This is a genomic window from Roseibium sp. TrichSKD4 (assembly GCF_000148725.1).
Classification (GTDB): Bacteria; Pseudomonadota; Alphaproteobacteria; order Rhizobiales; family Stappiaceae; genus Roseibium.
Genome location: NZ_GL476320.1, coordinates 823,175 through 846,094, shown reverse-complemented (window position 1 = coordinate 846,094; position 22,920 = coordinate 823,175). Strand labels below are relative to the sequence as shown.

Genomic DNA, 22,920 nt, shown 5'->3' with positions numbered 1-22,920 from the left:
CGAATGACGTTGCTAGCCAGCTCTGCCATCATTGACGTGGGCACCATGCCATCATACCTATGCTATAAAGTCAGCTTTTCCCGGTCGTCTTCGAATGATGACAGGAAATACGCAAGTTCAAGGCAAAGGCGATGACCGAAACACTCGAACATCCCGTAACAGTCAGTGACCGTGCTGCCAAGCGCATCGCTAAGATTCTGTCCTCAGAACCTCAAGGCAGCATGCTGCGCGTCAGTGTTGAAGGCGGCGGATGCTCCGGGCTTCAATACAAATACGATCTGGTTCAACAGCGAGAGGACGACGACCTGGCGATCGGCAAAGGTGGTGTTACCGTCCTGATCGACAGTATTTCTCTGCAATACATGGATGGATCAGAAATTGATTTCGTGGATGATCTGATCGGCCAGTCCTTTCAGATCAACAATCCGAATGCGGTCGCTGGTTGCGGCTGCGGAACGAGCTTTACGATATAGAATCCAACCAGCTCCTTCCCCGGCTGACAAATACTCAGCCGGGACGCTATTTTCTTCTCTGAAAGACGAACCAAATGAAAATTGCCACGTGGAATATCAATGGCGTCAAGGCGCGCCTCGACACTGTTCTCGCGTGGCTCCAGGAAGCAGAACCGGAAATCGCCTGTCTTCAGGAAATCAAATCTGTCGATGAGAATTTTCCACGCGAAGCGATTGAAGAACTCGGCTATAACGTTAAAACGCATGGGCAAAAGAGCTTTAACGGCGTTGCCTTGCTGTCAAATCGCCCGCTGGAAGATGTCCAACGTGGATTGCCCGGCGATGATAGCGACGAACAGGCCCGTTTCATCGAAGGAACGGTTTCAACGGACAATGGTGTTGTGCGAGTTGGCTGCCTTTATCTTCCCAATGGCAATCCGCTCGGGACCGAGAAATTCCCCTACAAACTCGGTTGGATGGATCGCCTGATCGCCCACGCAAAACGGCGCCTTGATGATGAAATCCCCTATCTGCTGTTGGGCGATTACAACGTGATCCCTGATCCGATGGACGCCAAAAACCCGGAGAACTGGGGAAATGACGCGCTCTTCCAACCTGAAAGCCGTCAAAAGTTCAGGACCCTGACACATCTTGGTTTTACCGAGGCTGTGCGTGCCTGTACGGATGCACCAGAAACCTTCACCTTTTGGGACTATCAGGCCGGAGCTTGGCAAAAAAACAACGGCATTAGAATTGACCACATCTTGTTGTCACCTCAAGCCAGCGACCTGATGGCCGGTTGTGGTATCGACAAACACGTGCGTGGCTGGGAAAAACCGTCCGACCACGTACCAGTATGGGTGAATCTAGCCGCGTAATGAATGCAGAAGTATATTCATTATTGAGAATAGCAATTAATATCGGTTATTCAATTTCACTATGGTCTTTCTGAAAATGTCCAGTTTATTTTAACAATTATGTGAAAGTCTCACACTCAACTTTTAAAACGTGGGGTCTTTTTAGATGAATGTGCATGAACAGTCCGCAATGCCAACGCTCGGATCTATTTTCGACGAAAAACCCGAGGGCGGATACCGGCTCATTACACGTTCGGACATGGACGGTCTGGTTTGTGCCGTTTTGCTCAAAGACTTGGGTCTTGTCGGTGAAATCACTTTCGCCCACCCGAAGGATATGCAAGACGGCATCATTGAAGTGACGCCAAACGACATCACAACAAACCTGCCATATGTTCCCGGCGTCGGCTTGGCCTTTGATCACCATGACAGTGAAACAAAGCGAGTTGACGCGTATTACGGCAATCACATCATTGATCCATCTGCACCGTCAGCAGCCCGTGTCGTCTATGACTATTTCGGCGGAAATGCGAAGTTTCCAAAAGTCACTGATGATATGATGCACGCGGTGGACAAGGCCGACGCGGCACAGTTCACACGCGAAGATGTCCTCAACCCGCAAAGCTGGGAACTTCTGTCCTTCCTGATGGATGCACGCACAGGCCTCGGCCGTTTCCGCGATTTCCGCATTTCAAATTACCAGCTGATGATGCAGCTGATTGATTTCTGCCGGGATGAGCCCAATATCGAAAAACTGCTTGAACTGCCGGATGTTGCAGAGCGAATCGATCTGTTCATGTCCCACAAGGACAAGTTCGAGGATCAGATCAAGCGTTGCACGACAGTGCATGGTCCTCTTGCGGTTCTGGATCTGCGCGATGAAGAGACAATCTTTTCCGGCAATCGCTTCATGATCTACGCGCTCTTCCCAGAGACGAACATTTCGTGCCATGTCATGTGGGGCAAGGCGAAGCAAAACACGGTGTTTGCATTCGGTAAGTCGATTTTTGACCGCTCGAACCCGACACATGTTGGCGAGCTGATGCTGAAATATGGCGGTGGCGGCCACACTGCGGCGGGCACATGTCAGATCGACACACCAAAAGCTGAAGAAACACTTGTAGAGCTGATTGAGACTATAAAGTCCGATTCTGCCAAATAATCACCGTAACAAGACTATGCAGTCGGAGCGTAGAGCGAAGATACGCTCCGACCTTACCTTTCGCAACGCAGCGTAAGATTGACTTGCAGATACCACTCGTCATGGTACCCTTTTTCTCTAATGGGATAAGGATTGGCCGCAGTCAGCCCGGCCAGACGGCTTCACCCGGGCACTTTCAAACGCAGTCAACACGACTTCGTAAAGTCCTATTTGCGCTGATTCTATGCTTCCCTCTGACAATCTTCTCCTTTGTTTCAACATCCAAGGCACAATCATCCTCGTGCACCTGCCGCTATAAGGGTGTTGATTATCAAGTTGGAGATCTCATCTGCCTTAAAGGTTCAGATGGGCCAAGAATGGCTCAATGTGGCTATGTCCTGAACAATACATCTTGGAACATGACCACAGCACCCTGCCCTACGGCGGCAGTTTCCCCAAATCAGCTCACGCCAATTCCGCGCGGTTCAAGGCTTTTAGATCAAACGAAGGGCTGATCAGAGCCAACCGAACGACGAAATAGAATCGCTCACCTTAGTTCTGATCTGCCGCCACGGTTTGTGCTGTCATGAGTTCTGGCCGATTCCGTTCAATCCAAGTATCAGCCATTCTGCGAGACAAAGACCGAACTGGTTCACTGGCCAATGCAAAATACCGCTCATGAAGATCGAGAACCCAGTTGGCCTCGGCATCGACGACCTGGTCTCGCGCAACCGTGATCCACATCAGTCCGCGAGCCTGCTTTGCTTCGGATTGCCCAAGGTTAAACAGGGTCTCCCCAAGCCGTGCTTGCGCTCCAACATGGCCTTTGATAGCAGCAAGATTGTACCAACGCACAGCAAGGCGCTCACTGCTACCTTGATACATCTGCCCAAGCTGGAATTGAGCGTCCGCGTCGCCAAAATAAGATGCCGCATGTGTGAAAATCTGCCGCGCCCGCGCCGGGTTTTTCTGGACGACACCCTTTATACCGGTCAGATAATAGCTCCCGAGAGCTACAAATGCACTGGACACAAACGGAGCATCCGGAGCGTCCGGACGGTCGTCGCCATGCTCACGAACGATCTGGGTGAAATACTCAAAGGCCTTCTTGTCGTCAGCAGCCACGCCGTCGCCATGAGCGTACATTTCACCGAGTTTCCAGGCAGCCATCGGCTGACCGTTCTCGGCGGCGTATTGGAGCGATTGAAGAGCTCCTTCCTTATCGCCCGAATAGTACTTTCGAGCACCGCTCCGCAAAGCCTCCATTGGGCTAAGGATGGCTGAGGTTTCTTTCTCGGTAGAGGCAGGATCGAGAGCAAAAGCAGGAGCAGTCAAAACTGCCGAGGAGGCCACCAATGCCGCTGATAAGCATACCGCGGCAATCCGGTTTCCTGACTTGAAACGCAACGCATCACGACAGATCGCACCCAGCCCGGGTGTTCTCATGTTCAGCCGAGAATGTTGCACTTTCATATCGCTATTGTCCCACCGCACTTGGCGCATGCTACCTAACTCTCTCCGCAGCCTTCGTCACAAAGGCAAACGTCTCACTCTTGCTCACATCAGGCCTACACACCCAATTCGTCCATTCATTGACGCTCATGTGTCAAATACGGCAAAAGGGCGGTTCTCTTGCGGCCTCAGAAGAAACTGAACTTCAACCTTGTTGCGGCTGTCGCTACAAGCAACTTCGAAATCTACGCTACCTCAATGGGTGTTTCCGAAAAGTGGCCGAACAACGGCAAATTGCCCAAGTCTGTGGTTTGCCCCTCACTTCGTTTTGCCCTGTTGCAGGAATAACACAAGAATCCTCATCTGCTCGATAACGCCATCGGAGTTTATGCAATGATGGTAATTCCAATGACAGCATAATACGGTTGACTTTCGCTCCCCGACAGGCAAAGCCCTGCAGTATGTTGATGAATGTTGGACAAGCCGAGAGAGCGCTTTACCGTTCCGGGTTTGTCCTGCGACAATCACACACTGATTCGCGACCATTCTTGGCGCGGACTCAACACAAACACTGACGGCGACCCCTGAATGAGCGCAAAAGACGACCTTTTTGCTGGAAACACGGCCCTTTCTGAAAAAGCAAAGGCGAAACCGAAACCGGAAAAAAAGGCGCAAGCTCGGCCTCAGCCTGTTGCTCCCGCAGAAGCCGGAGACTACTCGGCCGCGGATATCGAAGTTCTTGAAGGGCTTGAACCCGTTCGCCGCCGACCCGGCATGTATATCGGCGGAACTGATGAAAAAGCCCTCCACCACCTCTTCGCCGAAGTTATCGACAACTCAATGGATGAGGCCGTCGCCGGACATGCGACATGGATTGATGTCACACTGGGCGCAGACGGATATCTGACGATTGTTGATAATGGCCGCGGCATCCCCGTCGACCCTCATCCGAAGTTCGTCGACAAGTCCGCACTTGAAGTCATTATGACGACACTGCATGCGGGCGGGAAATTCGACTCAAAGGTCTACGAAACCTCAGGCGGCCTTCACGGTGTTGGCGTGTCAGTGGTCAACGCCTTGTCCGAAGACCTTGTGGTTGAGGTGGCGAGAACCCGTAAACTCTATCGCCAACAATTTCAGCGCGGCAGACCGGTCGCCCCGCTTGAACTGGTTGGGGATACTCACAACCGTCGCGGAACATCTGTCCGCTTTAAGCCGGATCCCGAAATATTCGGAAAGTCAGCCGGTTTCAAACCCGAACGCCTGCTCAAGATGGCTCGCTCAAAGGCCTATCTTTTTGGCGGCGTTGAAATACGCTGGCATTGTGAACCCGCGCTCATCAAGGAAAAAGACGAGACACCAACCGAAGCGGTGTTTCATTTCCCAGGTGGTCTGAAAGATTTTCTGGCTGAGCGTCTGGAAAAAGAACGTCGCGTTGTCGACGACATCTTTGCCGGGCGCACCGACAAGGCCGGCAGTCACGGTTCGGTCGAATGGGCGGTTTCCTGGTTTGCAGGCGACGGGTTTGTAAATTCCTATTGTAACACTGTTCCAACCCCCGAAGGTGGAACGCACGAAACCGGCTTGCGCTATGCTCTCATGCGCGGCCTGAAAGCCTATGGCGAACTCACAAACAACAAAAAAGCTGCCATCATCACCGGCGATGACATCCTAACCTCAGCCGGTGGAATGTTGTCCGTTTTCATCCGCGAACCCGAATTCGTTGGCCAGACGAAAGACAAGCTCGCCACCAATGAAGCGACCCGTATTACGGAAAATGCGGTACGCGATGCCTTTGATCATTGGCTGACAGCCTCCCCAAATCAGGCCAACAAGCTTCTGGAGTGGGTGATCGACCGGGCTGAAGACCGGTTGCGCCGCAGGAAAGAAAAAGACGTCGCTCGTAAAACTGCGGTTCGAAAGCTTCGCCTTCCGGGCAAACTGGCTGACTGTTCTGCCAACCAGTCCGACGGAACGGAATTGTTCATCGTTGAGGGCGACTCAGCGGGTGGCTCTGCAAAGCAGGCGCGGAACAGGTCAAATCAGGCCGTGCTTCCACTTCGCGGCAAGATCTTGAACGTTGCCAACGCCGGGCGAGACAAACTGGCTGCAAACCAGCAACTGGCTGACCTTATTCAGGCCTTGGGCTGCGGGACACGGTCTTCCTATCGTGATGACGATCTGCGCTATGAAAAGATCATCGTCATGACCGATGCCGACGTCGACGGCGCACATATTGCCTCGCTGTTGATCACGTTCTTCTTCCGCGAAATGCCGGAGATGATCCACAACGGGCACCTTTATCTTGCTGTGCCGCCTCTCTATCGGCTGACGCAAGGCGGAAAGACGCTTTACGCACGCGATGATACGCACAAGGATGAGCTGCTTGCAAAGGCCTTCAAAGGCAAAGGCAAAATCGACATTGGCCGATTCAAGGGTCTTGGTGAGATGCTGCCTGCGCAGCTCAAAGAAACCACAATGGACCCCACCCGCCGGACTTTGCTCAAGGTAGGCGTCGAAAGTGGGTTTGAGAAAGAAACCGGCACAACCGTTGACCGTTTGATGGGTAACAAGCCAGAGGCTCGATTCCGTTTCATTCAGGAAAACGCCGAGTTCGCTGAGGACCTAGATATCTGATTTTTTCGAAATACAACGCTTTTAAGGCCATTGAGCCAGTCAACCGGCACAGAACACAAAAATATCCTGCACGATAAAGCCCTGCGCAACATCACACGATTTATTGCAAAAACAAGGCTATAAACGCAACTCTGTTGCAGAACCTTCATGTTCATCAACCAAACCGAGAAATTTCTCAGTGAATCAGCAGCAACTTTGTTGACAGCAGTAAATTGAGAGGTAGGGTGTGCGCGGCTTCACAAGGTATTGACAAAATACAGTGGCCGTGAACAGTTTACCAAATCTGGGCAATAAGCTCTATGACATTTAAAACCCTCGGTCTTAGCGACAAGGTCCTCTCAGCAGTTGATGCTTCGGGGTATACAGAACCGACTGCAATTCAGGCCGGTGCTATTCCTCACGTCCTTGAACGCCGCGATGTCCTTGGCATTGCACAGACCGGAACGGGTAAGACAGCCAGCTTTACCTTGCCCATGTTGACCCTGCTTGAAAAAGGCCGGGCACGTGCGCGCATGCCGCGAACCTTGATTCTCGAACCAACCCGGGAACTCGCTGCCCAGGTTCAGGAGAATTTCGAGAAGTACGGTACCAATCACAAACTCAATGTTGCTTTGCTGATTGGCGGTGTGTCCTTTGGTGAACAGGACAAGAAGCTCGATCGCGGCACCGATGTTCTCATTGCCACGCCGGGCCGCTTGCTGGACCACTTTGAGCGCGGAAAGCTGTTGCTTCAAGGTGTGGAGGTCCTTGTGATCGACGAAGCAGACCGAATGCTGGATATGGGCTTCATTCCCGATATCGAACGTATCTGCAAACTCATTCCGTTTACACGCCAGACACTCTTCTTCTCGGCTACCATGCCGCCAGAGATCCAGCGTTTGACAGAGACGTTTTTGCAAAATCCGGCCCGGGTTGAAGTGGCCCGGACGTCTTCAACCTCAGAAAACATCAGCCATTATTTGCGGGCTGCTGAAGGCAAGGATTACGAAAAGCGTGCAGTTCTGCGTGAGCTGCTTGAAGGCGCAGAAGATTTGAACAACGCAATTGTCTTCTGTAATCGGAAACGCGACATTAGCACCCTCTTCCGGTCTCTTGAGCGCCACGGCTACAGCGTTGGCTCACTTCATGGCGACATGGATCAGCGAACCCGCATGACCATGCTCGACAACTTTAAAAAGGGTACAATCAAGCTTTTGATTGCCAGTGACGTGGCTGCTCGCGGCCTCGACATTCCCGAAGTTAGCCATGTTTTCAACTATGACGTTCCCAGCCACGCGGAAGATTATGTTCACCGCATTGGGCGTACCGGGCGAGCTGGAAGAACGGGCGTTGCTTACACCTTGGTCAGCGGGAGTGATCAAAAGTACCTGGAATCAATTGAGAAACTCATCGCTCAAGATATCGAGTGGCTCGGTGATCCGGTAGATTTTGAAGCTGCTCATCAAGCCCGTAAGGGTCGGAAACGCGGCAAAACCCAAAAGCCGACAAACGACAACACAGCTCAACCCGCGCAAGCAGAGGCTCAAAAATTTGAAGTTGCGGATGATGTTAATTCTGGCGAGAGAAAGAAGAACGCCAGACCAAAACAGCGAGACACAATGAATACACACACAAAGAAACGTTCGGAAAAGAAAAATAACGAGCCTGCATTTAGTGGCGGTGTTCATATTCCGGCTTTTCTTTTGCGCGAGCCCCGCCCTAAAAAAGCATCTTGATATTTTTTACCTAATTATCGTCAAGTTTAACTAACCATTAATTGTTACTGTAGAAATTACCAGTGTAAGCCGCCCGACGTGTGGGGCGCTGGTAGCGGCTTCTACGTGAGAATTCAAATGGCGGAAAAAGACGACTACGAGCGGACCATCGGCTACGGTGAGTTTGCCATTTCCTATATCAAGCGGAACAAACTGCCGGCCCACCCTCGCGCTTACGAGCTGTGGTACACCTATTCTTCTGGTTACAATCACGAACTTAATCGCGAAGTAAACAAGACGATTAAATCTGATGGTCAGTTGAATACCGAAGAGATGCACCGCATCTACAACAAGTTTCTCTCTTCAAACCGACTGGAAAGTAGATTGGAAGAGCTTGGTGAAAAGGTCTCCGCTGAAGTCGAGGACCTGGTCGACACCCTGCAACATAGTGCAGATACGACTTCTGATTACGGCGACCTTCTAGAGAAGGCCGGTGAAAAGATGAAGGACCTGAAGGACCCGGCCAAGATCCAGATGTTCGTTGCACATTTGGTCAAATCCACTCGATCTGCAGTCGAATCCAACCGGAAGTTGGAGGGCCAGCTTCTCGAGTCGAAAAATCAGATCCAGACGCTTCAGGCAAACCTAGAGACCATTCGTCACGAGTCTTTGACTGACGAGCTGACAACGCTCAACAACCGCAAACACTTCGATGGATCCTTGGATCGGGCAATTCAGAATGCAGTTGAAACCGAAACAGGTTTTGCATTGCTGATGACCGACATTGATCACTTCAAGAAGTTCAATGACACGTTCGGCCACCAAACAGGCGATCAGGTGCTCCGCCTTGTAGCCTTATCAGTCAAGCAGAATGTGCGAAGCAATGATACTGCCTGCCGTTATGGCGGTGAAGAATTTGCCATCATCCTGCCGACATGCCCCAAAGCAAATGCCTGTACAGTTGCAGACAAAATTCGCGATGCGGTCAAATCCAAGGAATTGGTGAAACGCTCCACGGGTCAAAACCTTGGCAGGATCACGATCTCCATCGGCATCTCAACGTATCAATCTGGTGATACCGCCGAATCACTGATCTCACGCGCCGACCAGGCTCTCTATCAGGCCAAACATGATGGTCGGGATTGCGTTCGCACAGAAGACGATCTGGCACAGTCCTCCGAACAAGTGGCGTAACCGAACCAACAGCATGTTCGTGTAAATTAGGCGGCAAATATTTTGCCGCCTAATTTATTCGGACCGAGGTGAAAAAGCACCCGCTACTTGGCGTCCAAACCCATTTGCCAAAAATCTGCTTCCAGCCAAGTTGCTTTTTCAAAGGTCTGCTGTAAACGCTCGTAGCGTTGCTCTGTCAGATAGACATCAGCTGTCCTGTCCATCCAAGCCCCAAAGGCCCTCGCCAGATCCTGATAGCCCTCGCTGGCATACTCCTCGATCCAGCGTCGATACGGGTTCTTTTCAATAAGGTCACCCGTTTGCGCCGATAACGCTGCGCCAATTTCTGCGTACCCCACAACGCAAGGCGCCAATGCCGTCTGCAGATCGAGAAGATCGCCTGCCATTCCAGCTTCCAGAACAAATCGGGTATAGGCCATTGTCTGGTTCAGCTCCGGTGCCGCCTCAATGTCAGCCCGAGAAAGGCCCCAGCCCTCACAAAGTTCCAGATGCAGTCCCATTTCGGAAAAAATGCCATTTAATCCGTCAAGCGAGACCTTCATGTCATCAACCGTCGGGCTCTTGTAAACGGCAAGCGCATAGGCCCGCGAGTACTGGATCAGAAACAAATAGTCCTGAACCAAATAGGTCTTGAATGCACTGAGAGGCAAATCGCCATCGCCAAGCTGTTTGACAAAGTCATGAGAAACATAAGCGGACCACGCAGCCGGTGCGTCCGCTTTCAAACGTTCAAATAAAGACAAGTTGGAAGTTTCCTGAAAGTACTATTGCTGCAGAACGCTTGGGTCCGCAGCCTGCAAGGCAACAGATTCTCCGCACCCGCAAGCAGATGTTTCATTCGGGTTTTTGAAAACGAATCCAGAGCGGAATTTCGTCACTTCAAAATCCATTTCAGTGCCAAGCAGAAACAGAACAGCTGATGGATCCACAAACAGCTTTGCGCCTTTGTCATCGATCACATCATCTCCGGCCTGTGCCTCCTCCACCAAATCCATGGTGTATTCCATGCCCGCACATCCACCCTTCTTGATGCCAACACGCAGCCCAAGTGCATTCTTGTCAGAATTATCGACAAGCTCTTTAACCCGCTCTGCAGCAGCTTCAGTCAGTGTCATCACCTGAAATCCGGCCATGAGATCCTCGTTTTCAAACTCGGGATATAACCTGATATAGGAAGTCAGGTTAAAACTCAAAGGGTGTTGTTCAGAGCGCCTAATACCAGTTAAGCGCGACCTTCGCTTCGTCGGACATGCGGTCCGGCGTCCACGGCGGATCGAACACCATGTCAACGTTGACCGGCCCGACACCAGCAACGGCGGAGACTGCATTTTCGACCCAGCCCGGCATTTCACCGGCAACCGGACAGCCCGGCGCCGTCAAGGTCATGTCGATATTAATCGAACGGTCATCCTCGATATCGACCTTGTAGATCAAACCAAGCTCGTAGATGTCGCACGGAATTTCCGGGTCATAGACAGACTTGAGCGCACCGATAATATCGCTGGTCAGCTGCTCCAACTCCGCTGCCGGAATGGCAGATGTGCTGGCGACTTCCGCCTGCATTTCTTCGCCGGCAGCGTTGGTATCGGTGGTTGTTTTTGCGTTTTCCATCACTCGAAATCCTAACCGAAGAACGCCTGCGCCTTTAAAAGCGCATCATAAAGAGCGTCCACTTCAGCCCGTGTATTGTACATGCCGAAACTCGCCCGACATGTGGATGTTACACCATATCGTGCAAGAAGCGGTTGTGCGCAATGGGTTCCAGCACGCACAGCCACTCCTGAGCGATCAATAATTGTTGCAACATCATGTGCGTGCGCTCCTTCAATCTCAAAGGAGACAATGGCCCCCTTGTCCGGCGTCGTCCCGAATATGCGAAGCGAGTTGATTTCAGACAACTTTTGATGCGCGTAGTCTTTCAGATCGGCTTCATGACGGGCGATGTTATCGCGCCCCACCTGATCCATGTAATCAAGTGCAGCTCCCAACCCGATTGCCTGAACAATTGGCGGCGTACCAGCCTCGAACCGGTGTGGTGGGTCGTTATAGGTGATGTTGTCCTCGGTCACGTCGAGGATCATTTCACCGCCACCACAGAACGGCTGCATGGCCTTGAGATGCTCGGTTTTGCCCCACAGCACACCAATGCCGGACGGCCCATAAACCTTGTGACCGGTAAAGACATAGAAGTCGGCATCAATGTCCTGAACATCAACATCCATGTGAACTGCTGCCTGACTGCCGTCAACCAACACCTTGATGCCCCGTTCATGCGCAATCCGGCAGATTTCTTTCACCGGAACAACCGTTCCAAGAACGTTGGACATATGAGTGATGGCGACAAGCTTTGTCTTGTCAGATAGCGCGTCGACGAATGCATCCAGATCAAACGAGCCGTCCTCACGCACATAAACCCACTTGAGGACAGCACCATTGCGCTCGCGGTGGAATGCCACGGCACAATATTGGAGTGGTGCTCCATGATGGAGAGAACGATTTCATCGCCTGGCTCAAACTCGTGCCCCATCCCGTAGGACACCAGATTGATGGCCTCCGTTGTGGACCGCGTAAACACGATCTCATCAACGGTTGGCGCATTCAGGAACCGGCGCACTTTCTCGCGCGCCGCTTCATAATTGTCAGTTGCCGTATTGGACAGGAAATGAAGGCCGCGGTGAACGTTCGAATACTCATGCCTATAGGCATGAGAAACCGCATCAATCACCACCGTCGGTTTTTGTGCTGATGCACCATTATCCAGATAAACCAATGGCTTGCCGTAAACCTCACGAGACAGGATCGGAAAGTCCTGACGAATGAGATCAACATCATATGTGGCAATCGTACTTGCGGTTGCGACCGTCATCCGGCGCTGCTCCTCTTTAGCTTCTTTGTGCGAGCCAGTCGCGAACGCGGGTCTCCAGACCCTCGGTCACGTCTTCCTCGTCATATTCCTCAATTGCCTCGGAAAGGAAAGCCAGAACCAGCAGCGTGCGCGCTTCTGCCTCGGGAATTCCACGGGCGCGAAGATAAAACAGAAGGTCTTCGTCGATTTGACCGCTTGTGGCACCATGGGCGCACAGAACATCGTCAGCAAAGATTTCCAGCTCCGGCTTGTTGGCCATCTCAGCTTCTTCTGACAAGAGAAGCGCCTGGGTCATCATTTCGCCATCGGTCTTCTGGGCGTGCTGCGCCACATTGATCCGCCCCTGATAGACGCCGCGCGCCTGATCATCCAGAACGGTCTTGAAGAACTCCCGGCTGTTACAATGTGTAACAGCGTGATCGACGATAAGTGTCTGATCCGCAAGGCCTTTGCCACGCGCCATGCCGACGCCGTAGACTTTGGCTTCCGAGTTCTCGCCCTGAAAATGAACGAACTGCTGGTTTCGGGTGAATTCCGGACCGGCAATGAACCCAAGCGACTTGAACAGAGCCTCCGCGCCAATATGGGCAATGGAGGTAAACAGACGCGGTGCGGACGCCTCGCCAATCATCAAGCGGGTAGTGGCAAGGGTTGCATTGTCTGCAACCTGATAATCAAAGACCGCGTTGATTTCGCCAGAGCCGGTTTCGCCGACAAAGGTCTCCAGAAGGCGTAGGTTTGCCCCCTCCCCGACCTCAACCCGACAACGGGTTGTTTGAGCGCCTTCGCTGGCGGCCACGTGAACGATTTCAACAGGCTTGGACACTTGCGATCCCGCCTTCACGCTCAAGACAACGCCGCCCTGAACAAACGCTGTGTTCAGCGCCAGAAGACCGTCATTCGGGGCTGTCATGGGGTTCGCCAGAAGTGCTGAGCCATTTCCGCTGCCAAGCGCTTCAACGAAATCAGTGACCGAGACACCATCGGCTTCAAGCGCCGAGATATCCGAAAGATCTGCCACAAGGCTGCCATTGGCAATGACCAGCTTGTAGCGCTCCAGATCGCCAAACGTATCAGCCGCAGCAAGAGCGGCTTCTGTGGCGGCCCGCTCTGCAGTAGCCGCAAGCGGGGCGGCTGATTTCAGGAAAGCCCGAAGGTCGGAATATTTGTACTCTTCGACCCGGCGATGCGGCAGGCCCTTGGCCTTGATCTGCTCCAGCGCTGCAGAGCGCAGCGCGCCGATGGACACGGTCCCTGCCAGATTGTCTCTGGCAGCATCAAACCGTGCGATCAGATCACTCTCGCCTTGCGTATGGGCTATGGGTGCTGTGACGTTCATGTCCTTCTCCCGTTCGCCTTAGGCCGCGTTCACAAAGTCGGCGTAACCGTTCTTTTCCAGCTCAAGCGCCAGATCCTTGTCGCCGGTCTTCACGATCTTGCCTTTGGACAACACGTGGACAACATCGGGGACAATGTGGTCCAGAAGGCGCTGATAGTGGGTGATGACCACCATGGCCCGGTCTGGGCCGCGCAGCTTGTTCACGCCGTCGGACACAACGCGGAGAGCGTCGATATCAAGGCCGGAATCAGTTTCATCAAGGACACAGAGCTTCGGCTCAAGAAGCGACATTTGCAGAATTTCAGCGCGCTTCTTTTCACCACCTGAGAAGCCGACGTTCAGCGGGCGCTTCAACATGTCCATGGAGACGTTCAAGTGAGCTGCCTGCTCCTTGACGCGTTTCATGAAGTCGGGAATGGTCAGCGCATCTTCGCCGCGCGCCTTGCGCTGCGCGTTCATCGCCGTTTTCAGGAATTCCATGGTCGCAACACCCGGGATTTCAATCGGGTACTGGAACGCCAGGAACATGCCAGCTGCAGCGCGCTCATCCGGCTCCATGTCGAGCATGTTTTCGCCGTTGAACAGGATCTCGCCTTCGGTGACTTCGTAGTCTTCCTTGCCAGCGAGAATATAGGACAGCGTGGACTTACCGGAGCCGTTTGGCCCCATGATGGCATGCACTTCACCTGCCTTGATGGTCAGGTCAATCCCACGCAGGATTTCAGTTTCATCTTCCGCGATACGCGCGTGCAGGTTCTTGATCTCAAGCATTGTTGCCTACCGTTTCACTATCCGTTTTTTGTTCCGCCAACCGGCGCAAATCTTCTGCTCTTTTGTTTTGCTTAATCCGGTATCGCCAAAAGCGCACGGCGACATAAGCAAAAACCAAAAAGCCCATCATTCCCGAAGCATAACCTGCGTAGCCAGCGAAAATGCCGAATACACAAATCAAAATGCAAATAGCGATAAAGGCTCCAATGCTTCGTTCTGAAGCCTCTTTCTTCTGGACACGACACAAATGATCAAGTCCATCACCGTCGTTTAGGGTCTGTTCCGCGGCTTTGATTTGGCTTAGCGCTACTGCCAACTCCTGATGATCATTTCCGCGGCCCATTGTCGTTTCCTAACAAGCTATCTAACCAACGGAACATGCCCTCAAACACCTCGCTCATGATCTCAAATTGCCAATTCCTGACAAAATAAGAGATCGCAGCAAGTGCGAGAAACGTCCCGGCAACCAGACCGGCAATTTCCCAATACCGAGTAGCAAAAACGCCGATCACCAACGCTGTTACTACTAAAAAAGCTGGATGAGAGATAATGCGCCAGAGCCCGTAAAACCGGCTGAAATCTGTCGCTTTCTCGTCCATATTTCTAATGCTCTCCGCTACCTTACGTTCTGCCTCCAAAGCCGATAGATCCTCGGGTCAAGCCCGAGGATGACGACCTATTGAAATCACCCCACGCTTCCCTCAAGGCTGATGGAGATCAGCTTTTGGGATTCGACGGCGAATTCCATTGGCAGTTGCTGGATGACGTCTTTGACGAAGCCGTTGACGATCAGCGCCACCGCTTCTTCTTCGCTCAATCCGCGCTGCAGGCAGTAGAACATCTGGTCGTCCGAAATTTTCGAAGTCGTTGCCTCGTGTTCGAACTGGGCAGATGCGTTCTTGCTCTCAATGTAAGGAACCGTATGCGCGCCGCAGTCCTGACCAATCAGGAGCGAGTCACACTGGGTGAAGTTCCGCGCGTTGGACGCTTTTTTGTGAGCCGATACCAAGCCGCGATAGGTGTTTTGAGACTTACCCGCGGAGATACCCTTGGAGATGATCCGGCTCGACGTATTCTTGCCGAGGTGGATCATCTTGGTGCCGCTGTCGACCTGCTGATGACCGTTGGAAACGGCGATGGAATAGAACTCACCGCGAGAATTGTCACCACGCAGGATGCAAGACGGGTATTTCCAAGTGATGGCAGACCCGGTTTCAACTTGTGTCCAAGAGATTTTGGAGTTCTTGCCGCGGCAATCGCCCCGCTTGGTTACGAAGTTGTAGATGCCGCCCTTGCCGTCCTTGTCGCCCGGAAACCAGTTCTGAACGGTAGAGTATTTGATCTCCGCATCATCCAGCGCGACAAGTTCAACAACGGCCGCGTGCAGCTGGTTTTCATCGCGCTGAGGCGCGGTGCAACCTTCCAGATAAGAGACATAAGAGCCCTTGTCCGCAATGATCAGCGTGCGCTCGAACTGACCGGTGTTCTGCTCGTTGATCCGGAAATAGGTCGACAGTTCCATTGGACAGCGAACGCCCTCGGGAATGTAGACGAAGGATCCGTCGGAGAACACGGCAGAGTTCAGCGTTGCATAATAATTGTCGGTGACCGGAACAACGGACCCGAGATACTTCTTCACCAGCTCCGGATGCTCCCGCAGCGCCTCTGAAATGGAACAGAAGATAACGCCGACCTTTGCAAGCTCTTCCTTGAAGGTCGTGACAACCGAGACGGAATCGAACACGGCATCCACAGCAACCCGGTTCTTCGGCTCAACACCGGCCAGGATCTCCTGCTCCGCCAGCGGAATGCCAAGCTTCGCGTAGGTTTCCAGCAGTTCCGGATCGACTTCATCGAGGCTCTTTGGACCTTCGACAGACTTAGGTGCCGCCCAGTAATAAAGTTCATTCAGATCAATCGGCGGATATTCCACCCGTGCCCAGTCCGGCTCGGTCATGGTCTGGAACCGGCGCAGCGCATCCAGACGCCACTCGGTCATCCATTCCGGCTCATTCTTCTTGGCAGAGAGGAAACGGACAGTCTCTTCGGAGAGGCCCTTGGCGCCCTTTTCCGACTCGATGTCCGTCACAAAGCCATATTTATACTGGTCAACATCGATGGCCTTCACCTGATCGATTGTTTCCTGCACCGCTGGCATGTTCGTCTCTCCATATACGCGGATCTTCCGTCCGCTGGTTTGTTAGATCGGTCAGTGCAGCGAGCCGCACTGAAATTCGTGAAAAGGGTCAGGCTGCTCGCGTTCGAGCTGCCGGATTAAGGCGGTCAACGATGACCGGCCAAAGTTCCAGAAATCGGTCGATATCTTCTTCGCGCGTATCCCACCCCAAGCTCACACGAAGCGCGCAGCGCGCTGTCTCTTCCTCAATGCCCATTGCCGTCAAAACATGGGACACAGACACTTTGCCGGAGGAACATGCCGAACCGCTTGACACAGATACGCGTTCAAGATCGAAAGCGATCAGTGCTGTTTCCGCCTGAATGCCACAAACCGCAAAACAGCTCGTATTTCCAAGGCGTTGTGCATCGTTCCCAAAGATCGCTACTTGCGGACACACCGCTGCTATGCCGCTCTCCAGCCGATCACGCAAAGCTGTGATCGCGTCCGTATCCTGTGCCTCTATATAGGCATCAGTGGCGGCTATTCCAAAGCCGACAACACCTGCAACATTCTCCGTGCCGGATCGACGCCAGTTTTCCTGCCCGCCGCCTGTAATCAAAGGCGCTGGAACCCGCGCTGTCGAGCGAACAACAATCGCCCCCATGCCCTGCGGACCACCAAACTTGTGAGCAGACAGCGTTACAGCATCCGCCTGCCACGCTTCGATATCAATCAGCATCCGGCCAGCAGCCTGAACGGCATCAACATGGAAAAAATGCTCGGTGTCTCTCAGCATGGAACCAATTTCGGCCAGAGGCTGAACCACTCCGGTCTCATTATTCGCTGCCATGACAGAGACCAGAGCTGGGCCACCGGCCTCCAACATCTCTTTAAGCTGGTCGAGTTTCACCACCCCGGTGGCGTCAACAGGCAAAACAGACTGACCCTTGGCTGCGAATCGGCCTCCAGACATCACAGAGGGATGCTCAACCGCGCTGCGGATTAACCGATCCAGATAAGCTGGAGCACCCTGGTCCTGCCAAGATGGTGTAAGAACCGTCATATTGGCTTCAGTCGCGCCGGATGTGAATGTAACCGCTCTGTTCCGGGCACCGCACAATCGAGCCACCTGCTCCCGCGCCTCTTCGATTCTCCCACGCGCCTTGCGCCCGTGACTATGCACGGAGGAGCCGTTGCCCGCGTCCATCATGACCTCAACCATCGCCTCGCGCACGCTTGGTCGAAGCGGCGCGCCAGCATTGTGGTCAAGATAGACAGACTTCTTCATCATCACCTCAAAGGGCAGGTTTCTTCATGAAGCGGCCCTCTCTAACCTCGACTGAGACCAAAAAAGACCAAATATTACGGTCAACTTCAGGGAATGCTTGAAATTTCCCGCGTTGATGACGATAACGGTCGCCAACCGTGTGAAACGAAGTTCGGATTAGGGCTGACACGCCTCTGTATATCCGCCCCAAGTTTCGAACAATTCTAAAAAAGGTTCTAGAAACATGGAGCTTCGGAGTCAAGTTTAGACTTACGGGATTTCACGTATCCAGAATAAAAATCACAATGCGCTTTGCCAACAGCAACGCCGATCATAAGAAGGACATAGCGCTCCATGCCTGAGGTGATCTTCAACGGTCCCGCGGGCCGGCTGGAAGGCCGGTTCCATCCTGCAAAGAAACGCAATGCACCCATCGCCCTGGTACTGCATCTGCACCCGCAATTCGGGGGCACGATGAACAACCAGATCGTCTACCAGATGTATTACATGTTCGCGCAGCGCGGCTTTGCGGTTCTGCGGTTCAACTTCCGGGGTGTTGGCCGCTCGCAGGGGTCTTTTGACCACGGTCAGGGCGAATTGTCAGATGCAGCCGCAGCACTTGATTGGGTTCAGACCGTTCATCCGGATGCACGGGCCTGCTGGATTGGCGGATTTTCTTTTGGCGCGTGGATCGGCATGCAGCTGTTGATGCGCCGTCCGGAAGTGGAAGGCTTTATTTCAGTTGCCCCACCAGCCAACCTTCATGACTTCTCGTTCCTCGCCCCCTGCCCGTCTTCCGGCCTCATTATCAACGGCGAGAACGACAAGGTGGTCCCGCAAAAGGACGTGCAAACTCTGGTCGACAAGCTAAAGACACAAAAAGGCATCGTGATCGATCACGAAATCCTGCCGGGCGCCAACCACTTCTTTGAAAACGACGTGGATGAGCTGCTGGGTCGGTGCGGCGACTATGTCGACAAGCGCTTGGGCCTCACACCGGCAGACTACGTTGATATCGACTGATCTGTAAGAGACGTCAAACCAAGAAAAAACCCGCCAACCCGGCGGTTTTTTTTTGTTCAGATTATATCCTCAGAGCAACCCAACTACCGAGAGAATGGATACGTAGCGAACATCAAATTTACGCACACACCACGCATTGTAGCAACCCACCTCTACATTTTTATTAATTCATAAAAGATAAATTTCAGAAAATTGCAAGTAATTGCTGAAATGGGGGAGTAATCATGTCAATAGAAAAAACGAGTTCAAGCAACAAATCAACGGAGACCAAATCCAACGCAAACACCAAAGAAACCTCATTTAAACAAGAACTCGATAAAGCAAAAAAGAACGAAAAGAACAGAAAAAATTATTCGTCAACGGATAGTAATACTGGTAGAAAATCAAATTCGAATAACGAAACAAACAGAAGCCAAGCACAAGCTAATGACAATGTAAGCGCAACAACCAGCCAATTGAATGCTGCAAACAAAAATAACCTGGGCGATATTACAAACAACATACAAGATGCACATAGTGCAAATCGCCAAAAAATATTGGAACAACTGAACCAGAGTAATGGATTTGTTGGTGGAATTGGAAACTTTGTTAAAGAAGATCAAAATAGTATTTTTTATCAAACACCAGATAGCAATGTAACAGAAATACCAAAAAGCAGCGAGGAACAACTGAAGCTGCAAAATGAATTTGCTTCGTTAGACGTTGAACCTCAATCGCGAGAAAGACGTGAATTATTCGGACTCCCAACCTTTGCAAATCCATTTTTATTGATTCATGAGCTCGGCGAACTTGGACGCCATACGCTTACCAGGCAATTCCAACAACAACTTAACGAACAAGAAAACGGCCCGATCGAGGAACAGATCAACACTAATGAGGGTCAACAAAGCAATCAAAATGAAAATTATGACGTTGGCCAAACACCAGATGGCAATGTAATAAAAATACCAAAAAGCAACAATGAGACTACAGGACAACAAAAAAGCGAATCGAATATCAACAACATCGGCTCTGATAAACCTGATACCGACAAGGATATTCCATGTAAAGACGAGATTCAGAATATAGAAGGCCAGCGCAAGATAGAAAAAATCCGAAGTGAATTAGCCAACGACCACAACAATGAAATTATTCCCGGAATTGCAGATGAATATCTCTCCAATCATAAGGGCCAACTCAGCTCATTTTCAGTAGATTATCTTCAGGCGATCAAGGATGGGAAGATCCAACCGACACCCGAAGAAAACTTGGCACTTGCTGCAATCTCCAAGATGGGGCCCAAAGAGGCAACTTACGAGATAAACGGGCTCGCAGCTCAACATGCAATCATCAATTATGCTCGAGGAGACACTACCTTTAAAGAGTTCTTTGACGCCAGTTTCAATTCAATCAAAAAAGAGATGGATCATATCTCCATCGAAAAAAACACACTTGACGCTGACGACACAGTTGACGCTGACGATGGTTCCACCCGGCATCGGCATCTTGAAAGCAAATCTTTTACCGAGAGAGCGTCAGGACGCGTGGAAGTACGGACACCTGCATCAATAAAATTGGAAAATGATTTGGGCCTTGGAGAAAATCCAAATATGCAAGGTAGAAAAATCCAACTTTGGGCTGGAAAAGAATTTAATGGTGATTTTCAAGTATTTTTTAGGGCAGAAAACATAATAAAAACTAACAATAAGTGCCTTCCCAATATCATACACAAAACCACTCTCAATCTTAACATAGATAAGAATGGTGTTAATACAGAAAAATCCTCTGTCGCAAATACATGGGTGGCGAATGGCTCTCTCAGCACTGATAACTTTAATTATTCAGAGGCGTTCGCGGACTACTTGAGAACATCTGGACACACAGAATACCTTGATAACTTAGACTTGACTGCACTAAATGAAACATTTCAAGAATACTCGCCGACCATAACGGGCGACGTAGAGATTGGCGGAAGCAATTCGGTCTTCCTATCATCTAAAAGGTTAGGAGAATACTCTGGCATATCCTTTGCCAGCCAAATAATAGAAGCGACTGTTGGACCGAATGTGGCTGGGGCAACTACACTGTACGGGGGAATCGGCCCAGGCGTAGAGTGGGGAGATTGGAGTATTTCAGCATCGGGGACTGGCATATTCGACATAAGCAATACAATAAGGGGAGGTGGTGACAACAGATACACTTACACGAGATCATTTGGCACAAATGACAGCTACAGAGTTACTGTACCAGCAAATCTAGCTCAATTTAACGTCGTTGTTAGCCACAACGTTTATGATGGTGGAGGTTACTGACACTATTTGGCAGCTTTGGCTAATAATTTTGCTAGGTACATGTCACACAAATTCAAAAGCTCCGAAAACCGGGAGAACATGGCTGTTGATTTCAGCTCATTGGCCGGGGTCTTGCGGTAGCAACTCCGGGAATGACTTGGGATACACTGCTCGGGCAGGCAGACGAAGCAATGTATCGGGCGAAACGGAAAAAGCAAAAATCGGCGGAAGTTTTCGTCGAAGACGATTACGACCACCTTTTTCAATCGGAAATGAAAGCGGCGGCCACCTAACGCTTACCAATTGTCTGGCGCTTCAACACGGGCCTCTTCCGCAAGCTTTGAAAAGTCCGGCGACGTCAGGGATTTCAAAAACGCCTCAAGGTCGGCAAGTTCGCTTTTCTCAAGGCCGAGGGGGCGTAGGAGCTGACTTTGCCGATCATGCGGAGCTCCGCCGCCGTTATAGAACGCTAGCACATCCTTCAAGCGGGCAAATCCGCCGTCGTGCATATAAGGCCGGGTCAATTCAATGTTGCGAAGGGACGGAGTTCGAAACTTCCAACTGTCAGCAGGGTCTTGTGTCACTTCATACCGGCCGAGGTCGGGTAAAGCGGGTCCCGATACGTCGTCTATTTGTTTGCGGGACATGTGAAACACAACTCCTGGAGATACCTCTACAGGTTGGGTTGTTGGCGGGTTTTGCCTTTCCTGCTCCCTCATCCAGCCATAGCCGGTGTCGTGAAAGGATTGGTCGGTGAAGACCGCGTCCTCTTTCCCTACCAAATGACACTGACTGCACCCCGCCTTGCCGCTGAAAAGCGCAAACCCGCGTTTGGCACTTTCATTTAGAGCCGTTTCGTCACCACCATACTTCCACTGATCAAACGGACTGTTCGCGGCAATCAAAGAGCGCTGATAGCCTGCAAGGGCCTGACCAATTCTTTGCAGCGTGGCTGGCCCGCCAAATGCCGCTTCGAATTTCTTTTCATAGTCTGGCAGGCTTTTAACCAGCTCCACAACATAGCCGATGGAGGGATTGGCCATCTCATTCTTGGCGATCAGAGGAGACACAAACTGCGTTTCCAAAGCCGTCTCACGACCATCGACAAAGAGTGTTTTGTAATACCCCACATTGACCAGACTAGGTGCATTGCGCCTGAGACTGCGCCCTTCCAGCCCTACCGCCCGCTGAAGCTCATAGTTTCCAAAACCCTGCTCCGGAATGTGACACATGCCGCATGACATGGTCCTGTTCAGGGACAATCGGCGATCAAAGAACAATTTTCGGCCAAGACGTATCTTTTCAGCGCTCGGCGGATTGTCTGACGGATGGTCAAGTTTGGGAAGTCCGAGGGCACCTTCGGTTTTGCGGGCAACTGCGGCATCCGCCCAGTCTCCTGCCAACGCAGTTGAGCCAAAGGACAAGAACAAGGCAAATCCGAGCACAAACCAATTAAGCGCAGGCCAACCGATCACGAGCCCTTCGCCTCCAACAACAGCGTTTCGACATCGCTCATGAGCAAACGTGGGTCGATCATTCCGAGCCCATAGACATTCCGAATGCGGCCCTGCTCGTCCACCAAATACATCCGCAAAAGGTGGTTGATGGTGTCACTATCAGCAACACGCATGATGGATTGCCCAAACCCATCCAACACTGGCTTGAGTTCTTCATCCCCTGTCGAGGTCAAAAAGTGCCAATCCAGCTTTTGATCTGCTTTGGGGTCCGAGTTCACCGGAAAAGCAAAGCTCTCAAGAGCCTCCGGTGTATCTCGCTCCGGGTCAAAACTGATCGTGACAAGTTGCAAATGGTCTTTCAAACCCGGGGCCATGCACTCC

At 51.7% G+C, this 22,920-nt stretch carries 21 protein-coding genes and 1 pseudogene; 9 read left to right on the top strand and 13 right to left on the bottom strand.

The window, feature by feature from the left end:
• The first annotated feature begins 131 nt into the window (after positions 1 to 131).
• The 3 genes from erpA to TRICHSKD4_RS24720 all read left to right on the top strand — a co-directional run bounded on the left by erpA (position 132) and on the right by TRICHSKD4_RS24720 (position 2,471).
• On the top strand, positions 132 to 473 hold the full coding sequence (gene erpA, locus TRICHSKD4_RS24730) for an iron-sulfur cluster insertion protein ErpA (RefSeq protein WP_009759997.1): 342 nt from the start codon (positions 132 to 134) through the stop codon (positions 471 to 473).
• Positions 474 to 547: 74 nt separating this feature from the next.
• A complete protein-coding gene (xth, locus tag TRICHSKD4_RS24725) occupies positions 548 to 1,330 on the top strand; it encodes an exodeoxyribonuclease III (protein WP_009759996.1) in 783 nt (260 codons plus the stop codon).
• A gap of 145 nt (positions 1,331 to 1,475) precedes the next feature.
• Positions 1,476 to 2,471, top strand: coding sequence for an exopolyphosphatase (locus TRICHSKD4_RS24720; RefSeq protein WP_247642846.1), 996 nt, complete (start codon positions 1,476 to 1,478; stop codon positions 2,469 to 2,471).
• A gap of 531 nt (positions 2,472 to 3,002) precedes the next feature.
• Here the strand turns inward: TRICHSKD4_RS24720 and TRICHSKD4_RS24715 are convergent.
• Positions 3,003 to 3,923 (bottom strand): tetratricopeptide repeat protein, encoded by a 921-nt coding sequence (locus TRICHSKD4_RS24715; RefSeq protein ID WP_247642845.1) that lies wholly within the window; start codon positions 3,921 to 3,923, stop codon positions 3,003 to 3,005.
• 567 nt (positions 3,924 to 4,490) lie between these two features.
• Here TRICHSKD4_RS24715 and parE point away from each other — a divergent pair.
• From parE to TRICHSKD4_RS24700, 3 genes are all read left to right on the top strand, one after another.
• Positions 4,491 to 6,539: a DNA topoisomerase IV subunit B gene (gene parE / locus TRICHSKD4_RS24710; protein WP_009759990.1), complete on the top strand. Its 2,049-nt coding sequence runs from the start codon at positions 4,491 to 4,493 to the stop codon at positions 6,537 to 6,539.
• 299 nt (positions 6,540 to 6,838) lie between these two features.
• Positions 6,839 to 8,254, top strand: a complete 1,416-nt coding sequence (locus TRICHSKD4_RS24705) for a DEAD/DEAH box helicase (RefSeq protein WP_009759989.1) — start codon at positions 6,839 to 6,841, stop codon at positions 8,252 to 8,254.
• 117 nt (positions 8,255 to 8,371) lie between these two features.
• Positions 8,372 to 9,427, top strand: a complete 1,056-nt coding sequence (locus tag TRICHSKD4_RS24700) for a GGDEF domain-containing protein (RefSeq protein ID WP_009759988.1) — start codon at positions 8,372 to 8,374, stop codon at positions 9,425 to 9,427.
• Between the two features lie 83 nt (positions 9,428 to 9,510).
• Here TRICHSKD4_RS24700 and tenA read toward each other — a convergent pair whose 3' ends face one another.
• From tenA to TRICHSKD4_RS24650, 10 genes and pseudogenes are all read right to left on the bottom strand, one after another.
• On the bottom strand, positions 9,511 to 10,170 hold the full coding sequence (tenA, locus tag TRICHSKD4_RS24695) for a thiaminase II (RefSeq protein ID WP_009759987.1): 660 nt from the start codon (positions 10,168 to 10,170) through the stop codon (positions 9,511 to 9,513).
• Positions 10,171 to 10,191: 21 nt separating this feature from the next.
• The gene (gene sufA, locus TRICHSKD4_RS24690; protein ID WP_009759986.1) at positions 10,192 to 10,560 is read right to left on the bottom strand and encodes a Fe-S cluster assembly scaffold SufA; all 369 of its coding nucleotides are present in this window, start codon (positions 10,558 to 10,560) and stop codon (positions 10,192 to 10,194) included.
• Between the two features lie 79 nt (positions 10,561 to 10,639).
• Positions 10,640 to 11,038, bottom strand: coding sequence for an SUF system Fe-S cluster assembly protein (locus TRICHSKD4_RS24685; protein WP_009759985.1), 399 nt, complete (start codon positions 11,036 to 11,038; stop codon positions 10,640 to 10,642).
• An 11-nt stretch (positions 11,039 to 11,049) separates the two neighbouring features.
• A pseudogene (locus TRICHSKD4_RS24680) lies at positions 11,050 to 12,293 on the bottom strand (cysteine desulfurase).
• A gap of 16 nt (positions 12,294 to 12,309) precedes the next feature.
• On the bottom strand, positions 12,310 to 13,632 hold the full coding sequence (gene sufD, locus TRICHSKD4_RS24675; RefSeq protein WP_009759982.1) for a Fe-S cluster assembly protein SufD: 1,323 nt from the start codon (positions 13,630 to 13,632) through the stop codon (positions 12,310 to 12,312).
• Positions 13,633 to 13,650: 18 nt separating this feature from the next.
• Positions 13,651 to 14,403: a Fe-S cluster assembly ATPase SufC gene (gene sufC / locus TRICHSKD4_RS24670; protein ID WP_009759981.1), complete on the bottom strand. Its 753-nt coding sequence runs from the start codon at positions 14,401 to 14,403 to the stop codon at positions 13,651 to 13,653.
• A complete protein-coding gene (locus TRICHSKD4_RS24665) occupies positions 14,396 to 14,746 on the bottom strand; it encodes a hypothetical protein (RefSeq protein WP_009759980.1) in 351 nt (116 codons plus the stop codon). Before TRICHSKD4_RS24665 ends, sufC begins: the two co-directional genes overlap by 8 nt.
• Entirely contained in the window at positions 14,730 to 15,002 is a 273-nt protein-coding gene (locus TRICHSKD4_RS24660) for a hypothetical protein (RefSeq protein ID WP_009759979.1), read from the bottom strand. Before TRICHSKD4_RS24660 ends, TRICHSKD4_RS24665 begins: the two co-directional genes overlap by 17 nt.
• An 86-nt stretch (positions 15,003 to 15,088) precedes the next feature.
• Positions 15,089 to 16,561 carry a Fe-S cluster assembly protein SufB gene (gene sufB / locus TRICHSKD4_RS24655; RefSeq protein ID WP_009759978.1) on the bottom strand — a complete coding sequence of 491 codons (1,473 nt, stop codon included), beginning with the start codon at positions 16,559 to 16,561 and terminating at the stop codon, positions 15,089 to 15,091.
• Positions 16,562 to 16,649: 88 nt separating this feature from the next.
• A complete protein-coding gene (locus tag TRICHSKD4_RS24650; protein ID WP_009759977.1) occupies positions 16,650 to 17,810 on the bottom strand; it encodes a cysteine desulfurase family protein in 1,161 nt (386 codons plus the stop codon).
• A gap of 333 nt (positions 17,811 to 18,143) precedes the next feature.
• Between TRICHSKD4_RS24650 and TRICHSKD4_RS24645 the strand changes: the two genes are divergently transcribed.
• From TRICHSKD4_RS24645 to TRICHSKD4_RS31385, 3 genes are all read left to right on the top strand, one after another.
• On the top strand, positions 18,144 to 18,812 hold the full coding sequence (locus TRICHSKD4_RS24645) for an alpha/beta hydrolase (RefSeq protein ID WP_009759975.1): 669 nt from the start codon (positions 18,144 to 18,146) through the stop codon (positions 18,810 to 18,812).
• Between the two features lie 224 nt (positions 18,813 to 19,036).
• Entirely contained in the window at positions 19,037 to 21,103 is a 2,067-nt protein-coding gene (locus TRICHSKD4_RS24640; RefSeq protein ID WP_009759974.1) for a hypothetical protein, read from the top strand.
• A 131-nt stretch (positions 21,104 to 21,234) separates the two neighbouring features.
• On the top strand, positions 21,235 to 21,375 hold the full coding sequence (locus TRICHSKD4_RS31385; RefSeq protein WP_009759973.1) for a hypothetical protein: 141 nt from the start codon (positions 21,235 to 21,237) through the stop codon (positions 21,373 to 21,375).
• Positions 21,376 to 21,378: 3 nt separating this feature from the next.
• Here TRICHSKD4_RS31385 and TRICHSKD4_RS24635 read toward each other — a convergent pair whose 3' ends face one another.
• Together TRICHSKD4_RS24635 and TRICHSKD4_RS30990 are read right to left on the bottom strand one after the other, a co-directional pair.
• Positions 21,379 to 22,557 carry a cytochrome-c peroxidase gene (locus TRICHSKD4_RS24635; RefSeq protein ID WP_009759972.1) on the bottom strand — a complete coding sequence of 393 codons (1,179 nt, stop codon included), beginning with the start codon at positions 22,555 to 22,557 and terminating at the stop codon, positions 21,379 to 21,381.
• On the bottom strand, positions 22,554 to 22,920 hold a 367-nt coding region (locus TRICHSKD4_RS30990), incomplete at its 5' end, for an SCO family protein (RefSeq protein ID WP_040617399.1). The genes TRICHSKD4_RS30990 and TRICHSKD4_RS24635, both read right to left, overlap by 4 nt.